The 23,642-nt window shown below is 66.7% G+C and carries 30 protein-coding genes and 2 pseudogenes; 13 read left to right on the top strand and 19 right to left on the bottom strand.

What is annotated here, in order from left to right; genetic code table 11:
* Both ACE5CZ_RS09680 and ACE5CZ_RS09675 read right to left on the bottom strand, forming a co-directional pair.
* A partial coding sequence (locus tag ACE5CZ_RS09680) for a chaplin family protein (RefSeq protein WP_374947119.1) occupies positions 1-536 on the bottom strand: 536 nt, incomplete at its 3' end.
* A gap of 109 nt (positions 537-645) precedes the next feature.
* Positions 646-1,653: a hypothetical protein gene (locus tag ACE5CZ_RS09675; RefSeq protein WP_374947118.1), complete on the bottom strand. Its 1,008-nt coding sequence runs from the start codon at positions 1,651-1,653 to the stop codon at positions 646-648.
* Between the two features lie 268 nt (positions 1,654-1,921).
* Here ACE5CZ_RS09675 and ACE5CZ_RS09670 point away from each other — a divergent pair, with 268 nt between their 5' ends.
* The gene (locus ACE5CZ_RS09670) at positions 1,922-2,287 is read left to right on the top strand and encodes a DUF1801 domain-containing protein (RefSeq protein ID WP_374947117.1); all 366 of its coding nucleotides are present in this window, start codon (positions 1,922-1,924) and stop codon (positions 2,285-2,287) included.
* Positions 2,288-2,307: 20 nt separating this feature from the next.
* Positions 2,308-3,375, top strand: coding sequence for a Gfo/Idh/MocA family oxidoreductase (locus tag ACE5CZ_RS09665; protein ID WP_374947116.1), 1,068 nt, complete (start codon positions 2,308-2,310; stop codon positions 3,373-3,375).
* Positions 3,376-3,395: 20 nt separating this feature from the next.
* Here the strand turns inward: ACE5CZ_RS09665 and ACE5CZ_RS09660 are convergent, their stop codons facing one another.
* Both ACE5CZ_RS09660 and ACE5CZ_RS09655 read right to left on the bottom strand, forming a co-directional pair.
* A complete protein-coding gene (locus ACE5CZ_RS09660; protein ID WP_374947115.1) occupies positions 3,396-3,695 on the bottom strand; it encodes a DUF3072 domain-containing protein in 300 nt (99 codons plus the stop codon).
* 72 nt (positions 3,696-3,767) lie between these two features.
* Entirely contained in the window at positions 3,768-3,938 is a 171-nt protein-coding gene (locus ACE5CZ_RS09655) for a hypothetical protein (RefSeq protein WP_374947114.1), read from the bottom strand.
* A 162-nt stretch (positions 3,939-4,100) separates the two neighbouring features.
* On the opposite strand from ACE5CZ_RS09655, the gene ACE5CZ_RS09650 reads away from it, so the two are divergent.
* Complete coding sequence (locus ACE5CZ_RS09650; RefSeq protein ID WP_374947113.1) at positions 4,101-4,289, top strand: hypothetical protein; 189 nt, start codon at positions 4,101-4,103, stop codon at positions 4,287-4,289.
* Positions 4,290-4,326: 37 nt separating this feature from the next.
* On the opposite strand, the gene ACE5CZ_RS09645 is transcribed toward ACE5CZ_RS09650, so the two are convergent.
* The 3 genes from ACE5CZ_RS09645 to ACE5CZ_RS09635 all read right to left on the bottom strand — a co-directional run bounded on the left by ACE5CZ_RS09645 (position 4,327) and on the right by ACE5CZ_RS09635 (position 6,610).
* Positions 4,327-5,994: a RecQ family ATP-dependent DNA helicase gene (locus tag ACE5CZ_RS09645; protein ID WP_374947112.1), complete on the bottom strand. Its 1,668-nt coding sequence runs from the start codon at positions 5,992-5,994 to the stop codon at positions 4,327-4,329.
* Between the two features lie 66 nt (positions 5,995-6,060).
* The gene (locus tag ACE5CZ_RS09640; RefSeq protein WP_374947111.1) at positions 6,061-6,258 is read right to left on the bottom strand and encodes a hypothetical protein; all 198 of its coding nucleotides are present in this window, start codon (positions 6,256-6,258) and stop codon (positions 6,061-6,063) included.
* A 1-nt stretch (position 6,259) separates the two neighbouring features.
* Positions 6,260-6,610 carry a DUF2834 domain-containing protein gene (locus tag ACE5CZ_RS09635; protein WP_374947110.1) on the bottom strand — a complete coding sequence of 117 codons (351 nt, stop codon included), beginning with the start codon at positions 6,608-6,610 and terminating at the stop codon, positions 6,260-6,262.
* On the opposite strand from ACE5CZ_RS09635, the gene ACE5CZ_RS09630 reads away from it, so the two are divergent.
* Positions 6,566-7,090 (top strand): zinc-binding dehydrogenase, encoded by a 525-nt coding sequence (locus ACE5CZ_RS09630; protein ID WP_374947121.1) that lies wholly within the window; start codon positions 6,566-6,568, stop codon positions 7,088-7,090. The genes ACE5CZ_RS09635 and ACE5CZ_RS09630 overlap by 45 nt on opposite strands.
* Before the next feature lie 20 nt (positions 7,091-7,110).
* Here the strand turns inward: ACE5CZ_RS09630 and ACE5CZ_RS09625 are convergent, their stop codons facing one another.
* The 4 genes from ACE5CZ_RS09625 to ACE5CZ_RS09610 are packed head-to-tail and all read right to left on the bottom strand — an operon-like array spanning position 7,111 to position 9,848.
* Complete coding sequence (locus ACE5CZ_RS09625) at positions 7,111-7,779, bottom strand: cyclodeaminase/cyclohydrolase family protein (protein WP_374947109.1); 669 nt, start codon at positions 7,777-7,779, stop codon at positions 7,111-7,113.
* A gap of 20 nt (positions 7,780-7,799) precedes the next feature.
* Positions 7,800-8,063, bottom strand: coding sequence for a hypothetical protein (locus ACE5CZ_RS09620; RefSeq protein ID WP_374947108.1), 264 nt, complete (start codon positions 8,061-8,063; stop codon positions 7,800-7,802).
* Between the two features lie 44 nt (positions 8,064-8,107).
* Positions 8,108-8,722, bottom strand: a complete 615-nt coding sequence (locus tag ACE5CZ_RS09615) for a hypothetical protein (RefSeq protein ID WP_374947107.1) — start codon at positions 8,720-8,722, stop codon at positions 8,108-8,110.
* A 55-nt stretch (positions 8,723-8,777) separates the two neighbouring features.
* The gene (locus ACE5CZ_RS09610; protein WP_374947106.1) at positions 8,778-9,848 is read right to left on the bottom strand and encodes an alpha/beta hydrolase; all 1,071 of its coding nucleotides are present in this window, start codon (positions 9,846-9,848) and stop codon (positions 8,778-8,780) included.
* A 113-nt stretch (positions 9,849-9,961) separates the two neighbouring features.
* Between ACE5CZ_RS09610 and ACE5CZ_RS09605 the strand changes: the two genes are divergently transcribed.
* Both ACE5CZ_RS09605 and ACE5CZ_RS09600 read left to right on the top strand, forming a co-directional pair.
* Positions 9,962-10,486 carry a hypothetical protein gene (locus ACE5CZ_RS09605; RefSeq protein WP_374947105.1) on the top strand — a complete coding sequence of 175 codons (525 nt, stop codon included), beginning with the start codon at positions 9,962-9,964 and terminating at the stop codon, positions 10,484-10,486.
* Positions 10,487-10,587: 101 nt separating this feature from the next.
* On the top strand, positions 10,588-11,049 hold the full coding sequence (locus ACE5CZ_RS09600; protein WP_374947104.1) for a hypothetical protein: 462 nt from the start codon (positions 10,588-10,590) through the stop codon (positions 11,047-11,049).
* 81 nt (positions 11,050-11,130) lie between these two features.
* Here ACE5CZ_RS09600 and ACE5CZ_RS09595 read toward each other — a convergent pair whose 3' ends face one another.
* The gene (locus ACE5CZ_RS09595) at positions 11,131-11,601 is read right to left on the bottom strand and encodes an Lrp/AsnC family transcriptional regulator (RefSeq protein ID WP_374947103.1); all 471 of its coding nucleotides are present in this window, start codon (positions 11,599-11,601) and stop codon (positions 11,131-11,133) included.
* Positions 11,602-11,699: 98 nt separating this feature from the next.
* Between ACE5CZ_RS09595 and ACE5CZ_RS09590 the strand changes: the two genes are divergently transcribed.
* A complete protein-coding gene (locus ACE5CZ_RS09590; protein WP_374947102.1) occupies positions 11,700-12,356 on the top strand; it encodes a YitT family protein in 657 nt (218 codons plus the stop codon).
* A gap of 67 nt (positions 12,357-12,423) precedes the next feature.
* Here ACE5CZ_RS09590 and ACE5CZ_RS09585 read toward each other — a convergent pair whose 3' ends face one another.
* Both ACE5CZ_RS09585 and ACE5CZ_RS09580 read right to left on the bottom strand, forming a co-directional pair.
* Positions 12,424-13,488 (bottom strand): NYN domain-containing protein, encoded by a 1,065-nt coding sequence (locus tag ACE5CZ_RS09585; protein WP_374947101.1) that lies wholly within the window; start codon positions 13,486-13,488, stop codon positions 12,424-12,426.
* Positions 13,489-13,584: 96 nt separating this feature from the next.
* Positions 13,585-14,232, bottom strand: coding sequence for a DUF998 domain-containing protein (locus tag ACE5CZ_RS09580; RefSeq protein WP_374947100.1), 648 nt, complete (start codon positions 14,230-14,232; stop codon positions 13,585-13,587).
* Positions 14,233-14,294: 62 nt separating this feature from the next.
* On the opposite strand from ACE5CZ_RS09580, the gene ACE5CZ_RS09575 reads away from it, so the two are divergent.
* Entirely contained in the window at positions 14,295-14,951 is a 657-nt protein-coding gene (locus ACE5CZ_RS09575; protein WP_374947099.1) for a TetR/AcrR family transcriptional regulator, read from the top strand.
* Between the two features lie 19 nt (positions 14,952-14,970).
* On the opposite strand, the gene ACE5CZ_RS09570 is transcribed toward ACE5CZ_RS09575, so the two are convergent.
* Complete coding sequence (locus tag ACE5CZ_RS09570) at positions 14,971-15,393, bottom strand: VOC family protein (protein WP_374947098.1); 423 nt, start codon at positions 15,391-15,393, stop codon at positions 14,971-14,973.
* 155 nt (positions 15,394-15,548) lie between these two features.
* Between ACE5CZ_RS09570 and ACE5CZ_RS09565 the strand changes: the two genes are divergently transcribed.
* Positions 15,549-16,145, top strand: a complete 597-nt coding sequence (locus ACE5CZ_RS09565) for a DUF998 domain-containing protein (protein ID WP_374947097.1) — start codon at positions 15,549-15,551, stop codon at positions 16,143-16,145.
* 80 nt (positions 16,146-16,225) lie between these two features.
* On the opposite strand, the gene ACE5CZ_RS09560 is transcribed toward ACE5CZ_RS09565, so the two are convergent.
* Positions 16,226-16,729: a 2'-5' RNA ligase family protein gene (locus tag ACE5CZ_RS09560; protein WP_374947096.1), complete on the bottom strand. Its 504-nt coding sequence runs from the start codon at positions 16,727-16,729 to the stop codon at positions 16,226-16,228.
* A 3-nt stretch (positions 16,730-16,732) separates the two neighbouring features.
* Positions 16,733-17,034 (bottom strand): annotated as a pseudogene (locus ACE5CZ_RS09555) (heat-shock protein HtpX).
* 43 nt (positions 17,035-17,077) lie between these two features.
* Here ACE5CZ_RS09555 and ACE5CZ_RS09550 point away from each other — a divergent pair.
* Entirely contained in the window at positions 17,078-18,265 is a 1,188-nt protein-coding gene (locus tag ACE5CZ_RS09550) for an ROK family protein (RefSeq protein WP_374947095.1), read from the top strand.
* A gap of 27 nt (positions 18,266-18,292) precedes the next feature.
* On the opposite strand, the gene ACE5CZ_RS09545 is transcribed toward ACE5CZ_RS09550, so the two are convergent.
* Together ACE5CZ_RS09545 and ACE5CZ_RS09540 are read right to left on the bottom strand one after the other, a co-directional pair.
* Complete coding sequence (locus tag ACE5CZ_RS09545; RefSeq protein WP_374947094.1) at positions 18,293-19,435, bottom strand: Gfo/Idh/MocA family protein; 1,143 nt, start codon at positions 19,433-19,435, stop codon at positions 18,293-18,295.
* An 83-nt stretch (positions 19,436-19,518) separates the two neighbouring features.
* Positions 19,519-20,577: a substrate-binding domain-containing protein gene (locus tag ACE5CZ_RS09540; protein WP_374947093.1), complete on the bottom strand. Its 1,059-nt coding sequence runs from the start codon at positions 20,575-20,577 to the stop codon at positions 19,519-19,521.
* Positions 20,578-20,803: 226 nt separating this feature from the next.
* Between ACE5CZ_RS09540 and ACE5CZ_RS09535 the strand changes: the two genes are divergently transcribed.
* The 3 genes and pseudogenes from ACE5CZ_RS09535 to ACE5CZ_RS09525 all read left to right on the top strand — a co-directional run.
* Positions 20,804-22,279, top strand: coding sequence for a sugar ABC transporter ATP-binding protein (locus ACE5CZ_RS09535; protein ID WP_374947120.1), 1,476 nt, complete (start codon positions 20,804-20,806; stop codon positions 22,277-22,279).
* Entirely contained in the window at positions 22,276-23,286 is a 1,011-nt protein-coding gene (locus ACE5CZ_RS09530; protein WP_374947092.1) for an ABC transporter permease, read from the top strand. The genes ACE5CZ_RS09535 and ACE5CZ_RS09530 overlap by 4 nt, the downstream gene beginning before the upstream one ends.
* Before the next feature lie 113 nt (positions 23,287-23,399).
* Positions 23,400-23,642: pseudogene (locus ACE5CZ_RS09525) on the top strand (hypothetical protein); the annotation flags it as partial.

Here is a 23,642-nt window from a genome sequence, read left to right as displayed (position 1 = left end):
GCGTCGCCGATCACCGTGATGGCGTTGCCGCCGACCGTGATCGGGATGTCGATGTTGACCAGTCCCTGGGTTCCTCCGAGGAGCGAGTCGCTCCCCGTCGTCGTCGCCACCGAAGGGGCCTCAGCGGGTGCGGCTTCGGCCGGTGCAGCGTCAGTGCTGCCCGATTGTTCTGAGTCGCCGATGACGCTGATCGCGTTACCGGAGACATCGATCGGTACGGCGGCGTCGATGACGGCCTGGGTGCCGGATGCGGCACCGTCCTCGCCCGATGTCGTCGCCTCGGGCGCCGATTCCGCAGCAGGTTCTGCTGCGGGTGCAGGTGCGGCTTCGGATGTGGTGGTGGCGTCTCCGACGGCCGTGATCGCGTTGCCGGAGAGGTCGACGGGCACCTCGAGGCCGATGACGGTCTGGGTTCCCGAGAGCAGGCCGTCTTCGCCTGTGGTGGTGTCCGCGGCGTTGGCTGCGGCGACGCCGAGGCACGAGAGGCCTCCGACGAAGAGGGTGAAATACAGCCCTCTCTGAACGATTTTCTTCATGATGATTCAACTCCAAAAGATGGTTCTGACTGATGGGCTCCAGCCGCGCTTTCGCGGGGGAGATGGTTCGCGTCGTCTGCCCCTGAACTTCAGGCAGGTGCGAACCCGGTCAGTCGGGAGTCGAACCGAGATCGAATGTCGGCGACGCCGGAAGGGCATCGTCGGATCCGAGAGCGCGCACCGTCAGAGCGGCGTGCGCGAAGAGAGAACCAGGAATGGCTTCGACCGCGGTGAGCCCGCCGGAACCGGCTCCGCCGCTCGCGCCGTGGCCGCCACTTCCAGACGGAGTGGGCAACACCACGACAGAACCCTCCGAAGGCCCGGCAGGGACCGGTGAACCCGGTGTCGAAGGCGCGGAAGAGCTGACGGAACCGGCCTGCCCCGGGGCGGGGAGACCAGCTGAGAGACCGGATGCGGAAGGGCCGCGAACCGGAGCGGTGCGCGTGCCGTCGGTCGGCAGCGACACCGCTATGACAACAGGTGCGGAACTGGGAACGGCGAAACCGTTCGTGCCCGAGCCGACAGTGGAGGAGTCGGGAAGATCGAGGCCAGGAATCGACGGAACGACCACGCCGGGGGCGGTAGGGCCGGATGCTCCGGGAAGCGCCGGTGCGACGGTCACGACGGTGTCGGCCACCGTCCCGAGCGTGCCGTCTGCGAGCTCTACTACCGGGGCAATGACACTGGCGGTCGGGGTCGAACCGAGAACATCACCGACCACCGGAACGGCCGAGGCGATCGGATCGACGAGGTCGGTGACAGGCTGCACGATCTCGGCGACGGGCGCCTGCGGCAACGCCTCGACGACAGGTAGCACGACCTGCTCGACGACGGGCTGAACCACGGGCTGCACGACCTCGGCAACCGGTTCCGGCACGACGGCGGTGACGTTGTCGACCACAGGAACAGCCGTTTCGCCAACCGTGTCGACCAGCTGGTTCACGGGCTGGGTCACTTCTGAGACGACACCGCCGAGGCCATCGAGGAGACCTCCATCGGCATGTGCGGGAGTCGCAGAAAGGAATATTCCGCCGACAATGAAGCCGGCCCCGACGAGGCCGCCGAGCAAAAGAAGCCGCAGTCGATTGACGGGCCGGTGCACTTCGATGGCATCCACGTCAATCACCCCCAACGGCTGATCTACCCCAACCTAAACACCACGCAGTCGTCAGGTAAAGAAGTCGAGATATTTCGGGGAGGAACGACAACGCGACGGACCCATCCCTGCGGAGTAGATGAGCGAGAGGCGCGCCGGAGATGTAAAACGCTTTGATCGCTATGATCCGGCGAGACGGCGGGCGGCCTGGGCCTTATGTCGAGACCCGAATTATTGCGAGGACATTGTTCAGCCAGTTCCGACAGGTGGCGAGCGCTAACCTGTGCGCATGCCGAAGAAACCGATCGATGTCGATGCGGCGCTCGACGAGCGCGCCCATCCGATGCGCGCCCAGATCGATCTTCTGCGACAGTCCACCCTCGCCATCGACTCCCGGATCACCGAGGAATGGAAGTGGAACGCGCCGAGCTTTCGCGTCGCAGACGACTACCTCTATACGTTCATGCTGCGCCCCGACGACCACCTTCACCTCGTTGTGCACCACCCGGCGGCGCCCGAGATCACGAGCGAACTTCTCGAGGGCGACTATGCCGACGGTCGCCGCATGATCTACCTCCGGGGCGCCGACGACGTGGCGACGAAGCTTCCCGAACTCACGCGCGTGCTCCATGCCCTCTCGGAGCGATCTCGCTGACACCCCGGTAGCCTCGGATCATGCTTTCTGCCACGCCCTTCAGTCGTCCCATCCGCGCCGGAATCATCGGGTTCGGTCTGTCGGGGCGGGTGTTCCACGCGCCGTTCTTGGCCACGAACCTCGACTTCGAGGTGTCGGTGATCGTCACCTCGAATGCCGAGCGTGCCGCAGAGGCCGCGCGCCTGCATCCGGCCGCCGTCATCGTCGACAGCGTCGACGACCTGTTCGATCGAGCGGCCCGAGGCCAGCTCGACCTCGTGGTGATCGGGTCGCCGTCGGGCACTCATGCCGCCCTGGCCGACAGGGCCCTGGATGCCGGGGTCGCCGTCGTGGTCGACAAGCCGTTCGCCGTCACCAGCGCCGAGGGTCTGGCGCTGATCGAGAAGGCCGAGCGGCTCGGGCTACCCTTCACCGTGTTCCAGAACCGCCGGTGGGATGGCGATTTTCTGACCTTGGCCTCGTTGCTCGCTGCTGGCCAGCTGGGTGAGGTTCGCCGCTTCGAGTCGCGCTTCGAGTGGTGGAAGCCGGTGCAGGCCAAATCGTGGAAGGCAAAGGCCTCGGCGGCGGAGGGCGGCGGGATTCTCTATGATCTCGGCGTGCACCTGCTCGACCAGGCTCTGCAGCTTTTCGGCGATGTCGACGAGATCTATGCCGAGGTGATCACCCGCCGCGAGGGGGGAGTCGCCGACGACGACACCACGGTTCTGTTGAGGCATGCGTCGGGCGTACGCACACAGCTCTGGATGAACGGAATGGCCGCCCAGGTCGGGCCGCGCTTTCACGTGCTCGGATCGACCTCTGCCTATACCAGCTGGGGGCTCGACCCGCAGGAGACCCAACTGCGCGGGGGAGCTCTGCCCACCGACGACGGCTTCGGCGTCTACGGAGAAGACCGTTGGGGCCTGCTCGGAGTCGATGGCGACGTGCTCGCCCTGCCCACACAGGCGGGCAAGTACGCCACCTTCTACGAGTTGCTCGCCGAGGCGCTGCTGCACGGAGCACCGCTGCCCGTCGACGCACGCGAATCGCTGAGAACGCTCGAAATCATCGAGCAGATTCATGCAGCGGCCCGCAGCTACAGCCGATAGGTGCTGGGCCGGGGCGCGCCCTACTGGCCGCGCCCGGTGACCTTCTGCAGCCGATCGATGTGCTCGGATGCTTCGGCTTTGGTGAGAGTGGCCGGCAGCTCTTCGCCGGCCTCGCGCGCGAGCGTATCGAGGTAGCTCTTCTGAGGGCCGGTCATCGGCTCGTCGCCGGTGACCCAGTCTTCGGGGTCTTTGGCTGCCGACGAGGTGTCGCCGTCGGGGCGGGGCGCGCCCAGCGTCTCTTCGCCAGTGGGCGAGTCGTTCTGGGTTACCGAGGGAGTCGCCGGCTCGACCGACGCGTCGTTGTTCTGGATGTCTGACATGCCACCCACGTTACGGGTGACGACCGACACGGCGACGGGGGTGGCGCATCCGCCCGTTGCCCGGTAGCGCGTTCAGTGCAGATCGTGGTCGCGCACGCCGTCAGCCGGCAGTGCGTCCTCGAGCGTTGCGTAGGAGTGCTTCACCGTTTCGGTGGCGACGTTGTCGTCGGCGTCGATGTCGGGAATGATCTGCTCGCCCTCGTCGACCTCTTTCTTGTCGAACTCGCTCTGCTGGTCGCTCATGGTCACGTCCCCTTTCGCGGGCTGCCGCCCGGGCCTCGGATGCCCGCCGCGACATGGACGGGCGAGTTCAAGGCAAGCACGCCGCGCCGCTTGGCGCCACCCCCCGGCCGGCCACCATGGATCGCGTTTGACTGGGAACACCACGACGCGTAAGGAGCGATCATGTCAGACGACAGCATTCCCACCGAGGGCGAGAAGCTCGGAAAAGACGGCACCATCCCGAACTCCGACGACGGCATCGCATTGGGGCACGGCCAGGCGTCGAACTTCAACATCGAAGAAGACGAGCACGCCGCAGCACAAGATGGCGATAGTGCGCAGAAAGATCTCGAAGATCCTGCTCAGAACTGAGGTGAGTTGACGGCGGCGTCGTCGGCGGCGTCGGCGGTCAGGCGGGCAGTGCGGCGAGCAGTCGATGCTGCCGCACCGCCTCGACCGACAGCACCTTGTACCCCTCGTCGTCGAAGAACACCGTGATGCGGTCGTCTTCTACGCGCATGACGACGCCGGCGCCCCACGTCGCGTGCTGCACGCGCTCCTCGACCCTGAATGCAGCAGCACCACCGCCCGCCCCGCCCGCATGGTGCTCCCGGGCGTGCTCCTCGGCCGCGCTGCCCGACGCGCAGGTGTCGCAGTTGCCGCACGGGCGGGGCAACTCTTCGCCGAAGAAGCCCAGCAGAAAGATGCGACGACATTCGATCGTCTCGGCGTAGCTGCGAACCATCTGCACGCGAGACTTCTCGACCCTGTGCTGGGCCTCGGCACGTTCCCTCGCAATTCGAGCCGCCCCCGCCGGGGAGTGACGGCCGACGGCGTTGAGCCCGGCGGCTGTCGAGGTGAGGAGTTCTGCCTCTTCGAGAAGATTGACGAGACTGCGGCCTGTGCGCGCAGAGAGATCGAGACGCGTCGCGAGATCTGCCACGGAGATCGAGGGCGACTTCTTGACGGCCGCGTACACGCGGGAGATCGCCTGCTCTGACGGCGCCCCCGACGCGAAGAAGGTGCGCAGGCCGAGGTCTTCTGCCCTGTAGTGCAAAGTGGCCAGGGATGCCTCGCCGTCGCGACCTGCGCGCCCGACCTCCTGATAGTAGCTGTCGAGCGAGTCGGTGACCGCCTCGTGAACCACGAAGCGCACGTCGGGTTTGTCGATGCCCATGCCGAAGGCGCTCGTGGCCACGACGATGTCGAGCGTGCCGTCGGTGAAGCGGTTGTGCACGTCTTCCCGCTCCGTGTCGGGCATGCCCGCGTGATACGCGTCGGCCAGCACGCCCTCGGCCTGCAGGGCCGCGGCGTAGCGCTCGGCGTCGGCGCGGGTGGCGACGTACACGAGGCCGGGACCCGTCGCATCCAGAACCTGCCGCACGACGGCACGACGCTTGTCGTCGTCGCTCTCGTGACGCACGACCTCGAGCCTGATGTTGGGACGGTCGAAGCCGCGGGCGAGCACGAGCGCATCGCGCAGGCCGAGGCGCTCGACGATGTCGGTGCGCACCGGGCCGGAGCCGGTCGCGGTGAGCGCGATCACCGGCGGATGCCCGAGCTGTTCGATGACCTCGCCGAGCCCCAGGTAGTCGGGGCGGAAGTCGTGGCCCCACGACGACACGCAGTGCGCCTCGTCGATGGTCATCAGGGTGATGCCCCGAGTCGCCAGGCGGGAGACGACAGCGGGTTTGGCGAGCTGCTCTGGTGAGAGAAACACGAAACACGGCTCGCCACCCTCGACGAGCGACCAGGCCTCGGTGTTCTCTGCGGCGGAGCGCGACGAATTGATGGCGACGGCGGCGCGCCCGTGAGTCTCGCGAAGCGACCGAACCTGGTCGTCTTGCAGCGCGATCAACGGCGAGACGACCACGGTGACGCCGCCGAGCAGTGTGCCCGCCAGCTGGTAGACGGCAGATTTGCCGTAGCCCGTGGGCATGACCGCCAGCACGTCTTGCCCGGATGCGGGGGCCCGCACCGCCTCGAGCTGGCCCTCGCGCAGTGATGGCCACCCGAACACATCGCGCGCGGTGTCGATGATGACGTGGCCTGCGGTCTTCGATGATGCTGTGCTCACACGGACTACGAAATCACAGGCGTGCGACTTTCGACGGGGGCCTTGCGAAGAGTCGGGCGGGTGCGCTTAGCCGACCCGCCGAACCGGGGCGCGCCGAGGGGGCCGTTCCGAGTGCCAGACGTAGCCTGCGGCGAGCGCGACGACTCCGCCGGCCACCAGCATCCACCACGGGAAGCCGGGAACGTCGGGCGAGTCGCCCTCGCCGTCGAGGTCGGCCTGTGAGTCCGCTGCGGGATTGCCCTCGGCTAGGGGCCACGCCCGCACCTCAGTGCTCCGCCGTGCGCTGACGCACGAGTTGCCGTTCGCGTGCGCAGAGAAACAGGGGGAAAGCGAACGCCAAAGCGACCACGGGGACGAGAACGACGTACAGCACGATTCCGCGCATGCTCAGCCTGCGCGCCTCCGCCACCATGAGCACGATGGCGGCGACGGCCACGATCGCCAGGTCGACACCGAGGGAGTTCACCGACGGCCCGCTGCCGAACCATTCGTCGAGAAAGTCTCGTTTCTCGACGATGGCGGTGATGTTGAAGGTCCAGGTGCCGACGAATCCGACGATGGAAAGCACCAGATAGAGCACGGCGGACGTGTTCCAGTCTCGACGCAGGCGGGTCATTTCTGTACCTGCTCTCCGAGGTTCTCTACCCGGGCAATCGGCCCTGCGCTGGGGGCCACCGGAATCAACTATCGCGATCAGGATTTCGTCGAGGTCGTCTCGAACGAGACCTCCGAGGCAGGCGTCGACGTGATCCTCGACTCGGTCGGCGGCGACTACCTGGCCCGCGACATCCGGGCTCTCGCCATCGGCGGGCGCATCATGGTGATCGCGAACCAGAGCGGCGACACGAGTTACTTCGATGTCGGGTCGCTCATGATGAAGCGTGGGCGGATCTGGGCCACGACCCTGCGCGCCAGGCCGCTCGCCGAGCGCCGCGCGATCGTGGCATCAGTGCGTGAGTCGGTGTGGCCGCTCATCGAGCAGAGGCGGGTGAAGCCCACGGTCGACAGCGTGTTCGCCCCGCACGACGCGGCCGACGCCCACCGTCGCATGGAGTCGAGCGCCCACATGGGAAAGATCCTGCTGCAGTTCGGCTAGTGCCCGACGAGCGCCCATGTCTACTCGTGGTCGGTGGGGGCCGCTCGGTCGTCGACCGCGAGCATGATCTCGTCGATGCGATCGCGGGCGTGGTCGAATAGTTGCACCGAGTTCCACACCGCCGGATCCGCCGATCTCACCTGCTCGGGAGGTTGCCCGGCGCGAGCCACCGCCGCGAGGTCGAAGCTCACGTTCGTTCGAGCGCCCGTGATCGCGGCCCGGAGTGCGCCGAGCGCCGCGACCACGTCGGCGATGAGCGCGGGATTTCCGTGAAAGGCCAGCCACGCGAGGTCGTTGATCGCGTCGGCTGCGTGGCGGCCGAGAACGCTTGATGCGCGGGCCGCGGCCATGGATGCGTCGCGGATCGCCGCGTCTCTCTCGGGTCCTTTCTCGAGGCTGTACGCCGCACCGAACGCCGCCGAGGCCTCGGAGTCGTCGTCGGCGAGACGCAGGGCTATCTCGCGCAGGGAGTGCGCTCGCGCGTGCAACTCCCGGAGATCATCGACCTCGCCCCCGCTCTCGCCGTCTCGCTGGGAGTAGCCCGCCACCATCGATATAAGCGATGCCGCGATGGCGAGCATCACGCCGGCGCCAGCGCCCCCACCGGGCGAGCCGTTCGTATCGGCCAGTGCGCGTGTCCACTCGTCGACCGTGGAGGCCTGGGTGGTGATGACGCCCGTTTCATCCATGCACCCCAGTCTGCCGCTGGTCAAGAAATGATTCGCCACTCTCGAAGGAATTCGACGACCGTCTTCGAGTGCAGGTCGCTGTGCACCTGGGCGAGCAGTCGCCCGGCCTGCTCCTGTTCTCCCGCGTCGGTGCGCAACTCTTCGGCTCCGGTGTCGTGTCGCGTGACAACCAAGTCACGATGGCGCCGCAGCAGCCGCGCGCCGAGGTCGATTCGCGCATCCAGATGATTGGATGCCGGATCGAACGCGTCGGACTGCATGCTGGCGGCGGGATCGAGTGCCATGAATCGAGGCTAGGCGCGCTATTCCGGGTGAAACAAGCCCTCGCTCAGAGTTCCTCGGTGCCCGACTCGTCTCCCCACGACGAGATAGGCCCTGGGATGCGCAATTCGCCGTCGGCCGCTCGGGCCACCACGTCGACGTGGTTGAGTCGTCGGGCGGGCACCCCGTCGCGCGAGACGAACCAGGTGCCGAGCATCAACGACCCGCCGGGTGCGGCAACGCACGCGCCCATCACAGTGAACGCTCCGTAGGCCAGTTCGAAGTACCGCGCGGCCACCACGTCGCCGTGCTGCAGCGAGGGAACGACGTCGGCGGGATCGCCCGACGGAAGTGCGGCGACCTCGGCGTCGGTCAGCGCGGCGACGCCGTCTGCGACGCCGTCTGCGACGCCGTCATCGACGGCGGTGGCCTGGGCGCCGATGACCTCGAGGAGTTGAAGCGATTTGTCGGGCTTGAGGTTCGCATCCAGAGCCCGGCCCGCGAGCATGTACGAACTCGTGGTCTTCGAGAAGTGCGCCCTGCCCTCGATCGAGACGATGCCGTAGCGCGGAGTCGAGAACACGGCCTTCACGAGCTCGCCCGACGTGAGCCCTGCGATGGATGCCGTGAGCCCCTTGACGTTGCGCTTGCCGGGGATTGTCAGCTCGGAGATGGACGGCACGAAGGCTTCTCTCGTTCGGTGGGTGTCGGTTATTCAGTTCAGCACGTGCGGCGGTTCAGGATGCGTGGGTGTGCGCCGCGAGAAAAGCGAGGGTTCGATCCAGCGCGGTGTGCGCCTCGTCGTAGTCGAGATGAAACTGGTACTCGTGTGGAAGCGCGGGCTCGTGGTCGGCCGCCCAGAACAACTCGTCGACCTCGACGCCCGACTGCTTCAGCGCATTCGACATCGGCACCGACTCGACCCACGTGAGGGCGTCGCCGTTGCCCCCCGAGATGTACGTCGGCGGAAACTCGGGCGTGACGAAATCGATGCTCGACATGGTCGCGCCCGCAGAGGTGTCCGACCAGTCCTTGGTGCCGGTGTAGGCCCACAGCGAGATCTTGAACCCCCACGCCTCGATACCGTTCAGTTCGGACATGCGCTGCAGGTCGAAGACTCCGCAGTTCAGGATCGTGCCGACGAGCTGGCTCGACGACAGCGCCGGATGAACCCCGAGAAGCTTTGCATAGGCCGGATTCGTGGTGATGCCGGCGATTTCGCTGGCGAGTTGAGCGCCGGCCGAATCGCCGGCCAGCACGATCTGCTCGGGGTCGACCCCCAGCTCCTCGGCATGATCGTCGATGTAGGCCAGTGCGTCGTTGAGCTGCACGATCGCGGTCGGGTAGACCGACTCCGGCGCGATCGAGTAGTTGACTCCGATGGTCGTATACCCCTGAGCGGCGATGATCTTCAGATACGGGGCGACATCGCGCTTGTCGCCCGAGATCCACGCACCCCCGTGGATCCAGACCACGGTCGGAAGCGCGCCTGTCGCGGACTGCGGGCGGAACGCATCCAGTGTCGTTGCGGCCCCGGCCGTGCCGTCGCCGTACTGCACGTCGAGCGTCTCGCCGATGCCGGATGGCGGAACGAACGGCAGCATCTCGGCGACCGTGTCGCGCCCGCCCTTCTCGAAGACAGAACGAATGAGCATGCTGGATGCCCACGGCGAGGCCGAGGTGATGATCGAGATCACCAGTGCCACGGCGACGACGGCGCTGAGGACGAACGCGACTCTTCGCCCCCGCCGGGAGAGGCGACGGGGTGTGCCCCAGGTGGGCGAGTTCGAGTTCGTGCGGCTGGTCATGATCCCCCGTTTCGCGACCAGTCTCTCAGCCCGTGGCCCGAGACACAAACACACTGTGTGTCACAGCATGGCGGGAGGGGCCTTAGTCTGAAGACACGTCGAAAGGACACCCTGTGCAGCTGCCCCAGATCTACCTCTCGATAGAACCGACGGGCCCCGCCCAGTGGAACGCCATCACCTTCGGTCCGATGTATCACCAGAACCTCTCGGCATCGGGCAATGGTCAGGGCGGATCGGTCGTTCGAGTGGCTCAGCACGGCACCCGGGCGGTCCTGAGCGACGACGTCGACATCTCGATCGAATTCGGCATGGATGCAGCGACCATCCAGATCGAAGCGTTGCTCGACTGGGTCAAGCCGGCGAATTTCGAGTACGACAACGCGCGCCCGTTCTTCGTCGACCTCTTCTACAGGGGCGCGCTCGTCGACCGCGTGATCGCGGTGTGGATCGACCAGTTCAGGGCCGCTCTACCCCTGCCCTATTCGGTCACGGCCGACGGCGGAGTGCAGGGCGCCGTGCCCACGTGGCACGTGTCGCGACGGAGCTTCTTGCTCGTGCGGCTGATCGACCAGCTGCGCGGCGCGGCAGAGTTCGACCACTACTTCGCTCTGTCTGGGCTGTCGCTCGACCGCTCATGACCCCGCCGCCCGCCCCGCCCATGCTCGAACGCTCCGCGTGCGTCGAGTGCATCACGGCGGGCATACTCTAAGCACACGCTTCGCGAGCAGGAAGAACGATCATGACCTTCGAACCCCCGGCCGTTCCGCCGTCGAACACCCCTCCGCAGACGCCGGTGCCTCCGGCGCCCGCATACCCGCCGCAGCAGCCGCACCCCGGTTACGGCCAGCAGCCCCAGCAGCCCGGCTACACGCAGCCCCAGCCGCCCCGCGCCAAGAACACGCTCGGCCTGGTCTCGGCGATTCTCGGAGCTTCAGGCTTCGTGCTCGGATTCATCTTCACGTTCATCCAGGTCGGTATCTACGCGACCGGCAGCACGTCGTCGTACGGTCTCCTCGGCGGAGCGCAGTCGGTTCTGGATGCGCTGCTCGGTCTCGGCGCGGTCGCGCTCGGCGTCATCGGCTACCTGAAGGGCGGCCCGTCGAAGCTCCTCGCCATCGTCGGCACCACGCTCGGCGTCGCGCTGCTGCTGGGCGTGCTCAACGGTCTGATCTTCACAATCGCGCTGCCGCTGATCTACTGAACCGCCAGACCGCCTCCTCTGCTCGACGTCGGGTGTGCAGTCGTTGTACGTGCGTCGCTCGAACCGACAATTTCGGTCGACTCAGGCCTCGGCCGCCTGCTCGAGAAGTGGGCGCAGCCGCAGGGGCATCGTCTCGACCAGAGAGATCGTGGTGTTCGTTCGCACCACACCCTCGATTGCGAGCATCGATACGGTGATGCGGCGCAGCTCCTCGGTGCCGCGCGCGAGCACCTTCACGAGCAGGTCGGCCTCACCTGTGGTGGAGTGGATCTCGACGACCTCGGGCAGCTCCGCGAGTCCGGCTTCGGCGAGATGACCCGTGGCCTGGCTGATCGCGATCGAGACGAACGCGACGAGGGTGTAGCCGAGGGCGGCGGGGTCGACCCGGCGACTCGGCTCCTTCAAGGCCCCGATGCGCTCGAGCCGGGCGAAGCGGGCGTGCACCGTGTTGCGGGCGATGCCGAGCGTGCGTGCGAGAGACAGGATGGTGGCATCCGGATTCTCGTCGAGGGCCAGGAGCAGCCGGGCATCGAGGGCGTCGAGAGTGTCCATGATGGCATTCTGTCATTATTCAGCGTTGCCATATTGCAATCTGCTCAATCATTGCGGGGTCGTTTGCGCGGATGCCCAGCTCGCTGAGAACATAGGCGATGACCTCTTCACCCCTGCTGCCGCCCGCCGCGCCTCCGTCGTCGGCGCGGGTGACGCAGGCCTCGACGAGGCACACGATCGTCGAGGACATCCTCGCGATTCTCACGGGAACGATCACCACGTCGCTGGGAATCTTCTTGCTGAAGAGCGCCGGCGCCGTCACGGGCGGAACGGCGGGCGCCTCGCTGCTCGTCAGCTACGTGACCGCGCTGCCGTTCCCGGTGCTGTTTCTGCTCGTGAACGCGCCCTTCTTCGCGCTGGCCCTGTGGAAGAAGGGGGTGGCATTCACGGTGCGCACCCTCATCACCGTAGGACTCGTCTCGCTGTTCTCGTCGATCATCCCGTCGCTCGTGAGCTTCGAGCACCTCGATGCGGTCTACGGAATCCTGGTGGGCAATCTGCTCGCCGGCGTCGGCATGCTCATCCTGTTCCGGCACGGCTCGAGCCTGGGCGGCTTCAACGTGCTCGCGCTGCTGGTGCAGGAGAAGCTCGGCTGGCGCGCGGGCTACGTGCAGATGTCGCTCGACGTGATCGTGGTGCTCGTGTCGTTCGCGGTGGTCTCGCCGTGGGTGGTGCTGCTGTCGGCGCTGGGCGCGGCGGTGTTGAGCATCGTGCTGGTGCTCAACCACCGCCCGGGCCGCTACGCGGTGGGCTGAACCGCGGCATTCGTTCGTCGACCCTGTCGAGACGGATACCCTCCGACAGGCTCAGGGAACGAAAGAATCAGCGCTGCGTGTCGGCCGAGGCGAGCAGGCGAATCAGCCGCTGCTGGCCCTCTTCGGCGAGTTCTGCCACGTCTTCGCGCGAGGCGAGAAAGTCGGTGAACGAGCGGAAGCCCAACGGCTTCTCGTTGAACGACGGATCCATGCGCCGCATCTGGTTCTTCACCGAACCCGTGTTCAGCCACTCGTCGGCATCGCCCTTCGCGTGTCCGATCTGCAGCGCGCGCACGAGCAGTTCGGTGGCCACGGTCTGCGCGTCCTCGGGTTCCGGCTCGGGCTCCTCGAAGGGAGAGTCCTCGGTGTGCGAGAACATGGGAACCGTGACGCGACGAGATCGGACGGGCACCTTCTGCGGCTCGGCGTCGGTCTCCGCCTCCGCCCCGACTTCCACCTCGACGACGCCGGCAGCGGCATCCACCGCCTTCTTCGAGCCGCGGCGCGACGAGCCCGAACCCGCCGGGGCGACGACCTCCGGTCGCTTCTCGATGCCGGGAAGCGAGTCGTAGTCCTCGAACTCGTCGCACGCGGCGGCCAGCGAGGTGCTGGTCGATCCGGCCACACCGATGCCCACAACGAAGCGTCCGAGCCGCTTGGCCTTCTGCGCGAGAGCGATGTAGTCGGAGTCGCCCGCCACGATGATCACGTGGGTGAGGTCGGGCAGGCGGAACAGGTCTTCGACCACGTCGACGGCGAGGCGGATGTCTGCCCCGTTCTTGGTGCCGCGGGTGGTCGTCGTGAACAGCTGCGTCAGGTCGACGGCGCGCGACATGAGCTGGCGCTGGTAGCTCGCGTTCACCGGAACAGACCAGTCCGCATAGGCGCGGTTGACCACGGTGGTGCCGAAGCTGGCGGCGAAGTCGATGATGGCGCTGAAGTCGACGGTCGCTGCGGCCAGGCGGGCGGCGATCTCGGGGTCGTTGTTCGGGTCGGACTTGTCGAAGTCGCGAATACCGTCGCGCTGGAACGCGTTGCGTCCGTGCAGCTGCTGGTAGCGCGAGATGACGATGTTGTCGAAGTCGATGTAGAGGCCGATGCGGGCGTCGATCGGTTCGGTGGTTTCGGCCATGGGTGAGCTCCTTGGTTAGCGGAAGACTCAGTAGCGATCCGGTGCGGACTTCCAGTCTCCCGCGACGCGTGCGCCCACCGCAAACGATGCGACCAGTCAGCGGCGCGACAGAAGCGGGTGCGGCACTACCCGATAGGCCGCCACGCAGGTGACAGCGAGCCACGCCCATCCGGCGACCACGGCGATCCAGAGCAGCGCCACTCCCCAGCCTGTTTGCGACAAAGCGCCGCCGGCGACGAACGCGACGACGATCAGGATGCCTGCGGTCGGCGACCAGATCGCTCCGCTCGAGCCCCGGTGCCGGAACCAGCGTGCCGCGACGATGGCGGCCGCGCCCAGGCACAGAAAGCCGATCGCGCCGAAGGCCAGATGCAGGATTCCCGGCAGGGACGCCGTGCCCGCGCCCGGCCTGTCGGGAGCCGCGAAAGCACTCGCGATAAGTGCCGCCCCGTAGATGCCGACGAGCACCGCGGCCGCTTTCGGCCACGCCGGGGTGCGCCACAGTCCTGCCGCAGCGACGAGTGTCATGAGCCCCGACAGCACGAGGTTGAGCCCCTGGATCCAGCCGGTCTCGCCGAGCAGAAGGATGCTCAGGGCGTCATGGCTCAGGTCGAAACCCTCGCGGGTGAGGGCGAGCACGAGGCCGAACACGAGGTAGAACGGACCGGCGACTACTCCCCAGCCGAGCATCGAGCGGGTCACGGCGGCGGCGCTGTCGAATCCGGTGGCAGGGGTCGTCGGCATGGGCCTTCCTCTCTTCTACACTCCCGGGTGCAGTAATGCACTGGTCAGTGCATAATGGCATCGTGGACCTTCCGAGCGCAACACCCGGCACGAACGAGCGGGCACGCACCGATCCGAGGATCCTTCGATCGCGGGACCTCATCCTCGACGCGGCACTCGGGTGTTTTCTGGCGCGAGGGTATCTGGCGGCGACTGTCGACGGCATCGCCGTCGAGGCAGGAGTCGCGAAGCGCACCGTCTTCAACCTCTACGGAACAAAGGACGAACTTTTTCGCGCTGTCATCGCCCGGGCGACCGAGATATCCGAAAAGTTCGTCGTCGACCGAGTCGAGTCACCGATCGGTGTGCTTCCGATCGACCAGGAGGTCGCCGAGTTCGCGCTCGCGCACGCTCGCGCGGTGATCACACCACAGGTGATCTCCACTCGGCGTCTGCTCATCGGCGAGGCTCTGCGTTTTCCCGAGTTGGCCTCCGACTACTTCGACCGAGTTCCCGGCCGGATCATGGGCGCGATCGCCGATCGACTGCTCCGATACGCGGTGCTCGGCACGTTGCACGTACCCGAGCCCCGTCGCGCCGCCGAGCATTTCGCCTACCTGGTGCTCGGCGAGGCGCTCGACCGGAGCCTGTTCCAGCCAGGCTCGATCACCGACGCCCAGGTCGAGGCCGCGGCTCTCCGGGGCGCGGATGCGTTCGTTCGGGCCTACCGCACGCGCTGAGCCGGCACGAGGCGCCCGTTCAGTCGCTCGTGACGAAGATGCAGAACGGATGCCCGGCGGGGTCGGCCAGCACGACCAGCGCCTCGTTCGGGTCGTCGATGCGGTCATCGAGCAGCGTCGCGCCGAGACTCAGGGCTCGGGTGTTGTGGGTGCGGAGTTCGTCGAGAGTGCCGACACTGAAATCGAGATGCAGCTGCTGCGGTCGGGGGCCCTCGGGCCATGTGGCCTGCTCGAGCCTCGCGACCTGCTGAAATGCGAGCAGCCGCCGCCCGTCGGCACCGAGCAGCACCAGCCAGTCGGCGCCGGCGGGGTCGGACTCGCCGGGCGCGGGCGCTTCGTCTCCCGCGATGTAGTCGAGGTCGAGGAGCCGGCGGTAGAACTCGGCGAGCTCGCGGGCATTCTCGGTGTCAAGCACGACCTGGCGAAATTCGGGATGACTCATGCGTCGATTCTCGTCGCACGACCCGCCGGTGCGCCACCCCGAACGCGGCGCACCGGCCCCCGCTCACGCATGTCAGCGCGCAGGGAATCATCCAGTGGTGCATGATCGAGGGTGAACGCCGCCGTCGCCCGAACGGGGCCGAAGGAGATCTCGAAATGGTGACCGCAATCGCTGTGATCGCACTGCTCGGCGTGATCGTCTGTCTCGGATGCCTGGTCTACCTGCACGTGTCGCCCACGGGCCTCAACCCCCTGCGCGATCCCGTGAGCCAGTACGGAATCACCGACTACTTCACGTTCTATCGTGCCGCCGCCCTCTCGCTCGGGGTCGCCGCGCTGACCCTCGCGGTCGCCCTCGTCGAGGCCCTGACCGAAGCGAACGCGGCCGGCATCGTCTTTCTCGTCATTCTGGGCTTCGCGCGCCTCACCATCGGGTGGGTGCCCATGGATGCGCCGGGCGCTCCCCGCACGGCGACCGGCCTGCGGCACAACCTGCTCGCCACGGCGTTCTTCGCGTCGGCCACGGTGGCGGCCTTCCTGCTCACGGGGTCGTTCGCGATCGACGAGGCGATCTCGGCTATCGCCCCGGCGTCAGCGGTTCTCGCGTGGGCCATGGCGGCTCTCTGCGCGCTCATCCTGCTGACGAGCCTCGTCGGGCCGCTGAAGCGCTTCTTCGGCCTGGTCGAGCGCTTGCTCTACGCGGCGGTACTCGCGTGGGTCGCGATGGTGGCCATCGCGCTCATCGCCCGCTGAGCAGGCCGGGTTCGAGTGGCGCCGTCGTGCCCATCAGCCGCTTAGGGCTGGGCACGACGACGCCACTCGACGGTTCGGGGCTACGCCAGCAGGGTCACCGTGCGCTCCGCCGCGTTCCACAGTCGCAGCGCCGTCGCCTCTGCGATGATGTCGTTGCCGAGCAGGCCGAGTGCCTGCGCCACATCGTCGAGCCGGATGCGGCGGGCCAGGGTGACATGGCCGATCCAGGCGCCGGGGTGCGAATGTGCGGCGAGGCCGTCTTGCCGCACGGATGCGTGAACGACGGCCTGCAGGTCGAGCAGTGCCGACGTCGGAGTGACCAGCCGCGCGAGCACGCGCCGGTCACCGCTGCCGAACAGCACCGGCGCCCCGATCGTGAGGGGCAGGGGGAGTGCGTCTACGGTGGGGCGGCCCACGAGGTCGAGGGGCGTTCCGACGACGAGGGTGAGGTGCGGCCGGTTAGTAGTCGCCCTATGCGCGCCGAGGCTCGAGAAGCCGGCGCGTTCCAGCGCATCCCATTCGCCCCGCAGGGTCGCCTCGGAGGCTGCGTCGAACGTGAGATCGATACTCGAGAGGGCGGCCACGGCTCAGGTTTCGGCGACAAGCTGCCGAAGCAACGTCTCGATGCGCACCGTGATCGAGTCGCGGATGACGCGCACCACCTCGATGCCCTTGCCGTTCGGGTCGGTGAGCTCCCAGTCCTCGTAGCGCTTTCCAGAAAAGATGGGGCAGACGTCGCCGCAGCCCATGGTGATCACGACATCAGAATTGCGAACCGCCTCGGTAGTCATCAGACGGGGCACGGCGGCGCGGTCAGGTAGCCTGCGGCCATCTGCGAGAGGCCGGCGTTGTGAACGCAGACGGAGAGGACACGGGGAGCGGGGGCCATGAGCACACCCTACTCAAGTCGATTGTCGATATAACCTAGATACATGACTGACGTAAGTGGGCACCGCGATAGCAATACCAGTGAGTTGTTCCAGATCATGCGCGACGGTCAGCCCCGCACCCGGTCCGAACTCGCGGCGACCACGGGGCTCGCCCGGTCGACGGTGGCGCTGCGCATCGACGCCCTGATGAAGCTCGGTCTGCTCAGGCCGGTGAGCGACGCCATCTCGACAGGCGGCCGCCCGTCGACGCAGTTCTCGCTCAATTCGACCGGCCACTCGGTGTTGGCGGTCGATGTGGGTGCATCGCATGTGCGGGTCGCCGTGACCGACCTCACGGGTTCGGTCTTCGCAGAGGTATCCGATCGACTCGACATCGCGGACGGGCCCGTAGCGGTTCTCGACAAAGTCACGTCGCTCGGCACAGACCTGCTGGCGAGCGGCGAGTCGAGCGGGCGCACCCTGCTCGCCGTCGGGGTGGGCCTCCCCGGGCCGGTGGAGCACGCGACGGGCAGGCCGATCAACCCGCCGATCATGCCGGGCTGGGATCGCTACGACGTGGCCGGCACGCTCGGCGCGCACTTCGGGGTGCCCGTGCTCGTCGACAACGACGTGAACATCATGGCGCTCGGCGAGCGCCAGCTCGCGTGGCCCGACGTCGACGATCTGCTGTTTGTCAAGGTGGCCACGGGAATCGGCGCGGGAGTGATCTCGGGCGGAACGTTGCGGCGCGGAGCTCAGGGTACGGCAGGCGACCTGGGTCACGTCTACGTGCCGCGCGGAGCAGACATCTACTGCCGCTGCGGCAACAGGGGATGCCTCGAGGCGCTGGCCTCGGGTGCCGCCCTGGGCAGGCAGTTGCAGACAGACGCGAACGAGCCCCTGACGGGCCTCGATGTGATCGAACGCGTCCGTCGCGGCGACATCGAGGCTATTCAGGCGGTTCGCCAGGCAGGGCGCGACATCGGCGAAGTGCTCACCACGTGTGTGAGTCTGATGAACCCCTCGACCATCGTGATCGGCGGCTCGCTGTCTGCCGCGGGAGAGTTTCTCATCGCGGGCGTGCGGGAGTCCATCTATACGCGGGCCACACCATTCGCCACCCAGCACCTCGAGATCACCCGTTCGCGCATCGGAGCCGATGCGGCGATCGCGGGAGCCGGGGTCCTGGCCATCCAGTACGCGCTGTCGAACGAGCGTGTCGATTCGATGGTCGCGTCGCTGAGCGCCTAGCCTTCGGCGTTTCGAGCTTCGAGCGCCTTAGACGGCGCTCCAGACGCTTCCGGCGTGGGAGCTGCGCTCGACGGCGTCGAGAACGCGTTGCACCTGCAGGCCGTCGTCGAAGCTGGGGCGGGGTTGTTCGCCGGCCGCGATGGCGTGCACGAAATCGCTAACCTGGTGCGAGAAGCCGTGTTCGTAGCCCAGCATGTGACCCGCCGGCCACCAGGCTTCTATATAGGGGTGCTCGGGTTCGGTCACGATGATCTTCGAGAACCCCCGGCGCGAGGCGTCGATCGTCGCGTCGTAGAACTGCAGCGAGTTGAGGTCTTCGAGGTCGAACGCGATCGCGCCGAGTGAGCCTGCGACCTCTATTCGAAGGGAGTTCTTGCGACCGGTGCTCATGCGACTGACCTCGAAACTGCCGAGCACGCCGTTGTCGAGGCGCCCGGTGAAGAGGGCTCGATCGTCGACGGTGACGACCGCGGCTCGTCCGTGCGCATCGCGCCGTTCGGGAACGAGGGTCTCGATGATGCCGCTGACGGAGGAGATGTCGTGTCCTGTCACGAATTGGGCCAGGTCGATGGCATGCGCGCCGATGTCGCCCAGCGCTCCCGACCCCGCGAGCGACTTGTCCATGCGCCAGGTGAAGGGGGATTCCGGATCCACCAGCCAATCCTGGTGGTACGACACGGTGATCTGTCTGATCGTTCCCACGCGGCCCTCGGCGACGAGGTCGCGCGCGAGGGTCACGGCCGGAACCCGGCGGTAGGTGAATCCGACCATGGCCAGGATGCCGTCTGCCGCGGCGGCGCGGGCGGCGTCTGCCATGGCGCGGGCCTCGTCGACCGTATTGGCCAGGGGTTTCTCGCAGATGACGTGCTTGCCCGCCGCGAGAGCAGCGCACGCGATCTCCGCGTGCGAGTCTCCGGGCGTGACGATGTCGACCACGTCGATGTCGTCACGGGCGATGACCGAGCGCCAGTCGTCCGAGCTCGCGGCCCATCCCCATCGCCCCGCGGCGATCTCGGCTCGGCCGGCATCACGCCCGACCAGCACCGACATCTCGGGCTCGAGCGGCAGATCGAAGAACCGGGGGGCGACCCTCCAGGCCTGGGAGTGGGCCGCTCCCATGAAACCGTTGCCGATGAGTGCGACTCGCAGGGAGGAGGGGGAGGAGGTCACGATGTCAAAGCTTTCTGTGGTGGTGAGCTGGTGCGCGAACGCGCTGCCGGGCGGGGAGACGATCTCTCCCCGCCCGGTTCGGATCAGGACTCGAAGGCGGTCGGCAGGTAGGTGTCGACGTTCTCCTTGGTCACGACCGGCGCATCGAGCTGGATGGTGCGGGGAATCGACGATCCCGTGAGCTCGTCGAGTCCTTCGCCCAGAACGATGAGGCGGGCCAGCGAGATTCCGTCGGCGGCCTGCGTCGACGGGTAGATCACGGTCGCCTTGAGAACCGTGTCATCGGCCTGGATCGAGCGCATCACGTTCGCCGAGCCGGCGCCGCCGACCATGAAGAACTCATCGCGATTGGCGGCGTCGATTGCGGCGAGCACGCCCACGCCCTGGTCGTCGTCGTGGTTCCACAGTGCGTCGATCTTGGGTGCGGCCGACAGCAGCTGCGAGGCCGCCGCTTCGCCACCCTGAACGGTGAAGTCGGCCGCGACGCGGTTGGAGACCTCGAGTCCACAGTCGTCGAGCGCATCGGCGAAGCCCTTGCTGCGGTCCTGGGTCAGCGGGAGGCTGTCGATGCCGGCGATCTCGGCCACGACGGCGTCTTTCTTGCCGTCGAGCTGCTCGCAGATGTAGGTGCCGGCGCTGACGCCCATGCCGTAGTTGTCACCGAGGATGGTCGTGCGTGCGGCGAAGGTGCTCGAGAATTCGCGGTCGACGTTGATGACGGGAATTCCGGCATCCATCGCGCGGATGGCCACGTCGGTGAGCGCTGCGCCATCGGTGGGCAGCAGAACGATGGCGTCGACGCCGTCGTTGATGAAGGTCTCGACCTGGCTGATCTGCAGGTTCGCGTCGTTCGTACCTTCGGCGACGATGAGTTCGACGTCGTCGTACTTCTCGGCCTCGGCGATCGCCGCCGAGTTGATGGCTCCGAGCCATCCGTGGTCGGCCGCGGGGCCGGAGAAGCCGATCGTGATCGTGCCGTCGGATGCGCCGCCGCCGTTGCTGTCACTCGACGAGCTGTTCTCCGGGGCCGATGTCTCGGGGGTGGTCGAACCTGACGTGCAGGCGGTCATGAGAGAGAGTGCTGCCACCGCTGCCCCGGTGGTGAGGACCAGCCTCCCCATGATCTGTCGTGTGCTTCGCATTGTGTTCCTCCTGGAATTTGATTGCTGCTGCGGGTGCCGAGGGAGACAACTGCAGAGGCCGGAAGGCTCATGCTTGTCTGCACTGACGAAAGTCACAGTATCAGAAGTCGACGACACCACTTCAACTTATTTTTGTCAATCGGCATAAGTAAAGTTCGAACGGGTCTGTTATGTTGATTGAGTGATCAAAGTCGACCAACAACAGTCATTACTCCATGTCCGGGGACTGGTGAAGTCCTTTTCGGGCGTTCAGGCCCTCAAGGGAGTCGACCTCGAGGTTGTGCCCGGAGAGGTGCACTGCGTGCTCGGCCAGAACGGCGCAGGCAAGTCCACCCTCATCAAAACGCTCTCGGGCATCAATCAACCCGACAGCGGCGAGATCTACTGGCAGGGTGAGCTCGTCTCCATCTCCGACCCCGTGACCGCCATCTCCATAGGTATCGCCACCATGTACCAAGAGCTCGACGTCGTCGACGGGCTGAGCGTGGCCGAGAACATCTTCCTGGGTCATGAGGTCGATCGCGCGGGAGTCACGGATCGACGCAGCACGGCCCGGCAGGCATCCGAAATCATGGCCCGGCTCGGGCATCCGCACATCGGCCCCGGCCGCGAGGTCGGCTCGCTCTCGGCCGCGAACAAGCAGATAGTCAGCATGGGCCGCGCACTCTCGCACGACGCGAAACTCATCATCATGGACGAGCCGTCGGCCGTGCTCGACTCCGAAGAGGTGAAGAACCTGTTTAGAGTCGTGCGTGAGCTCACTAAGGCCGGGATCGCCGTCATCTACATCTCGCACCGCCTCGAGGAGATCCGAGAGATCGGCGACCGCATCACCGTCATCAAAGACGGACGGACGATGGCCACGAATCTTCCCGTGGCCGACACACCCACCAACGAGCTGATAGAGCTGATGACCGGGCGCTCCCTCGAGAACGTCTTTCCGGCGCGCGTGCCGCTCGATTCCGACGCCCCCGTGCTGCTCTCTGTCGAAGGGCTCGGCCTCGCCGGCGTCTTCGAAGACGTCGATTTCACGGTGCGCGCCGGCGAGATCGTCGGACTCGCGGGTCTCGTGGGTTCGGGCCGGTCCGAGATTGTGGAGACCGTCTACGGCGCCCGCAAATCGAGCGCGGGCCGCGTCGTCGTCGACGGCAAGGCCCTGGTGCCCGGCTCGGTGCGGGCCGGCGTGCATGCCGGGATGGGTCTCTCACCCGAAGAGCGCAAGAGCCAGGGACTCATCCTCGATGAGCCGGTGTATCGCAACGTCACCCTCGCCAGCTTCACCCGCTGGGCCCGGGGCAGCATTCTCGACGAACGTGCGGAACGACAGGCGGCGAGGGAGCAGCTCGAGGCGCTCGAACTGCGTCCAGCCGATCCCGACCGCCCGGCCCGCACCCTGTCGGGCGGCAACCAGCAGAAGATCCTGTTGGCCAGGTGGCTGGTGCACGGCACCCGCATTCTGCTTCTCGACGAGCCGACCCGAGGTGTGGATGTCGGCGCGCGCGCCGAGATCTACTCCCTGATCAGAAAACTGGCGTCGCAGGGAACAGCCATCGTCGTCATCTCGAGCGAGATCGACGAAGTCTTGAACCTGTCAGACCGCGTACTCGTGGTCGCCGACGGTCGAATCATCCATGAAAGCGCCGCTGAGGCCATCACCGAGCACGACGTGCTCGACCTCGTCATGAAAGGAAGTGCCGCATGAGCACTCACGCTGCAGAAATCCACGACGGCGACACGCGTTCCGTCTTCAGCCGCGCGCTCGGCGGCTCGGCCGGCCGCAGCCTCGGCCTCGTCATCGCCCTGATCGCCCTCTTCGTCGTGGGCACGATCACCGCAGGCGACCGCTTCGCCAGCTTCGACAACGTGTTGACGATCATCCGATTCGCGTCGATCATCGGCGTCATCAGCATCGGAATGACGTTCGTCATCACGGCAGGCGGAATCGACCTCTCGGTCGGCTCCGTGATGGGACTCGCCACCGTGGTCGCGACGCTCTCGTGGGTGCAGAACTTCGCGTCGTCGTCGAGCTGGCTCGTGATGGTCGTCGTGGCGCTCGCGGTGGGCGGCGCTGCCGGACTCATCAACGGAATCGTGATCGCCTACGGAAACGTCGTGGCGTTCATCGCGACCCTCGCGATGCTCGTGGCCTCGCGAGGCCTGGCCGAAGTGCTGGCCAACCGCACCACGCAGATCGTGAACGAGCCCGGCTTCCTCTCGGCCATGCGCGGAGAGATCATCGGCGTGCCCATTCTCATCTGGATCTTCGTGCTCGTCGTCATCGCCGGCTGGTTCTTGCTCAACCGAACCACCTTCGGTCGTCGCACGGTCGCGATCGGCGGAAACCTGGAGGCCGCGCGACTGGCCGGCATCAAGGTCAAGCGGCACCTGATGTACGTGTACATCCTCGCGGGGCTCACCTCGGGCATCGCCGCCGTGATGATGCTGGCCCGCACCACGGCCGGCACGTCAACCCACGGCACGCTGTACGAACTGGATGCGATCGCCGCGGTCGTCGTCGGCGGCACGCTGCTCGTGGGCGGGCGGGGCACGATCATGGGAACGGTGCTCGGCGTGCTGATCTTCTCGACCCTCACGAACGTGTTCACCCAGAACAACCTGTCGACCTCGGTGCAGGCGATCGCCAAGGGCGCGATCATCGTTGTCGCGGTCATCCTGCAGCAGCGCTTCGCGAACCGCACCCGAAAGTAGCGCTGCAGAGCTCGAGGAGAGACGCCGCACGTCCGACTGACCAAACCGATTGCCGAGGGGTGGCGAATCATAGGTGTCCGCAACACCTTCCCCAGCAAAAGGAAACACACGTCATGCGCAACATCGCCAAGACCTCGATCAGCCTCGCGGCTGCCGGTCTCCTCGCTTTCTCGCTCGCCGCCTGCTCCACGTCGTCTGAGTCCACGGAGTCGACGTCGTCGTCGCCGTCGTCTTCGGCCGAGACCACCCCGACGCCCGTCGCGTCGATCCCCTCGCTCACCGGTGTAGACACCGCCGTGCTCCTCGACGCCGACTTCGCCGCCGCGCTCACCAGCCTCGGCCTGACCCCCGGCACC

Origin of the sequence: Agreia sp. (assembly GCF_964263775.1) — a bacterium.
Classification (GTDB): Bacteria; Actinomycetota; Actinomycetes; order Actinomycetales; family Microbacteriaceae; genus Agreia.
This window is presented reverse-complemented; position numbering and strand designations above follow the sequence as displayed.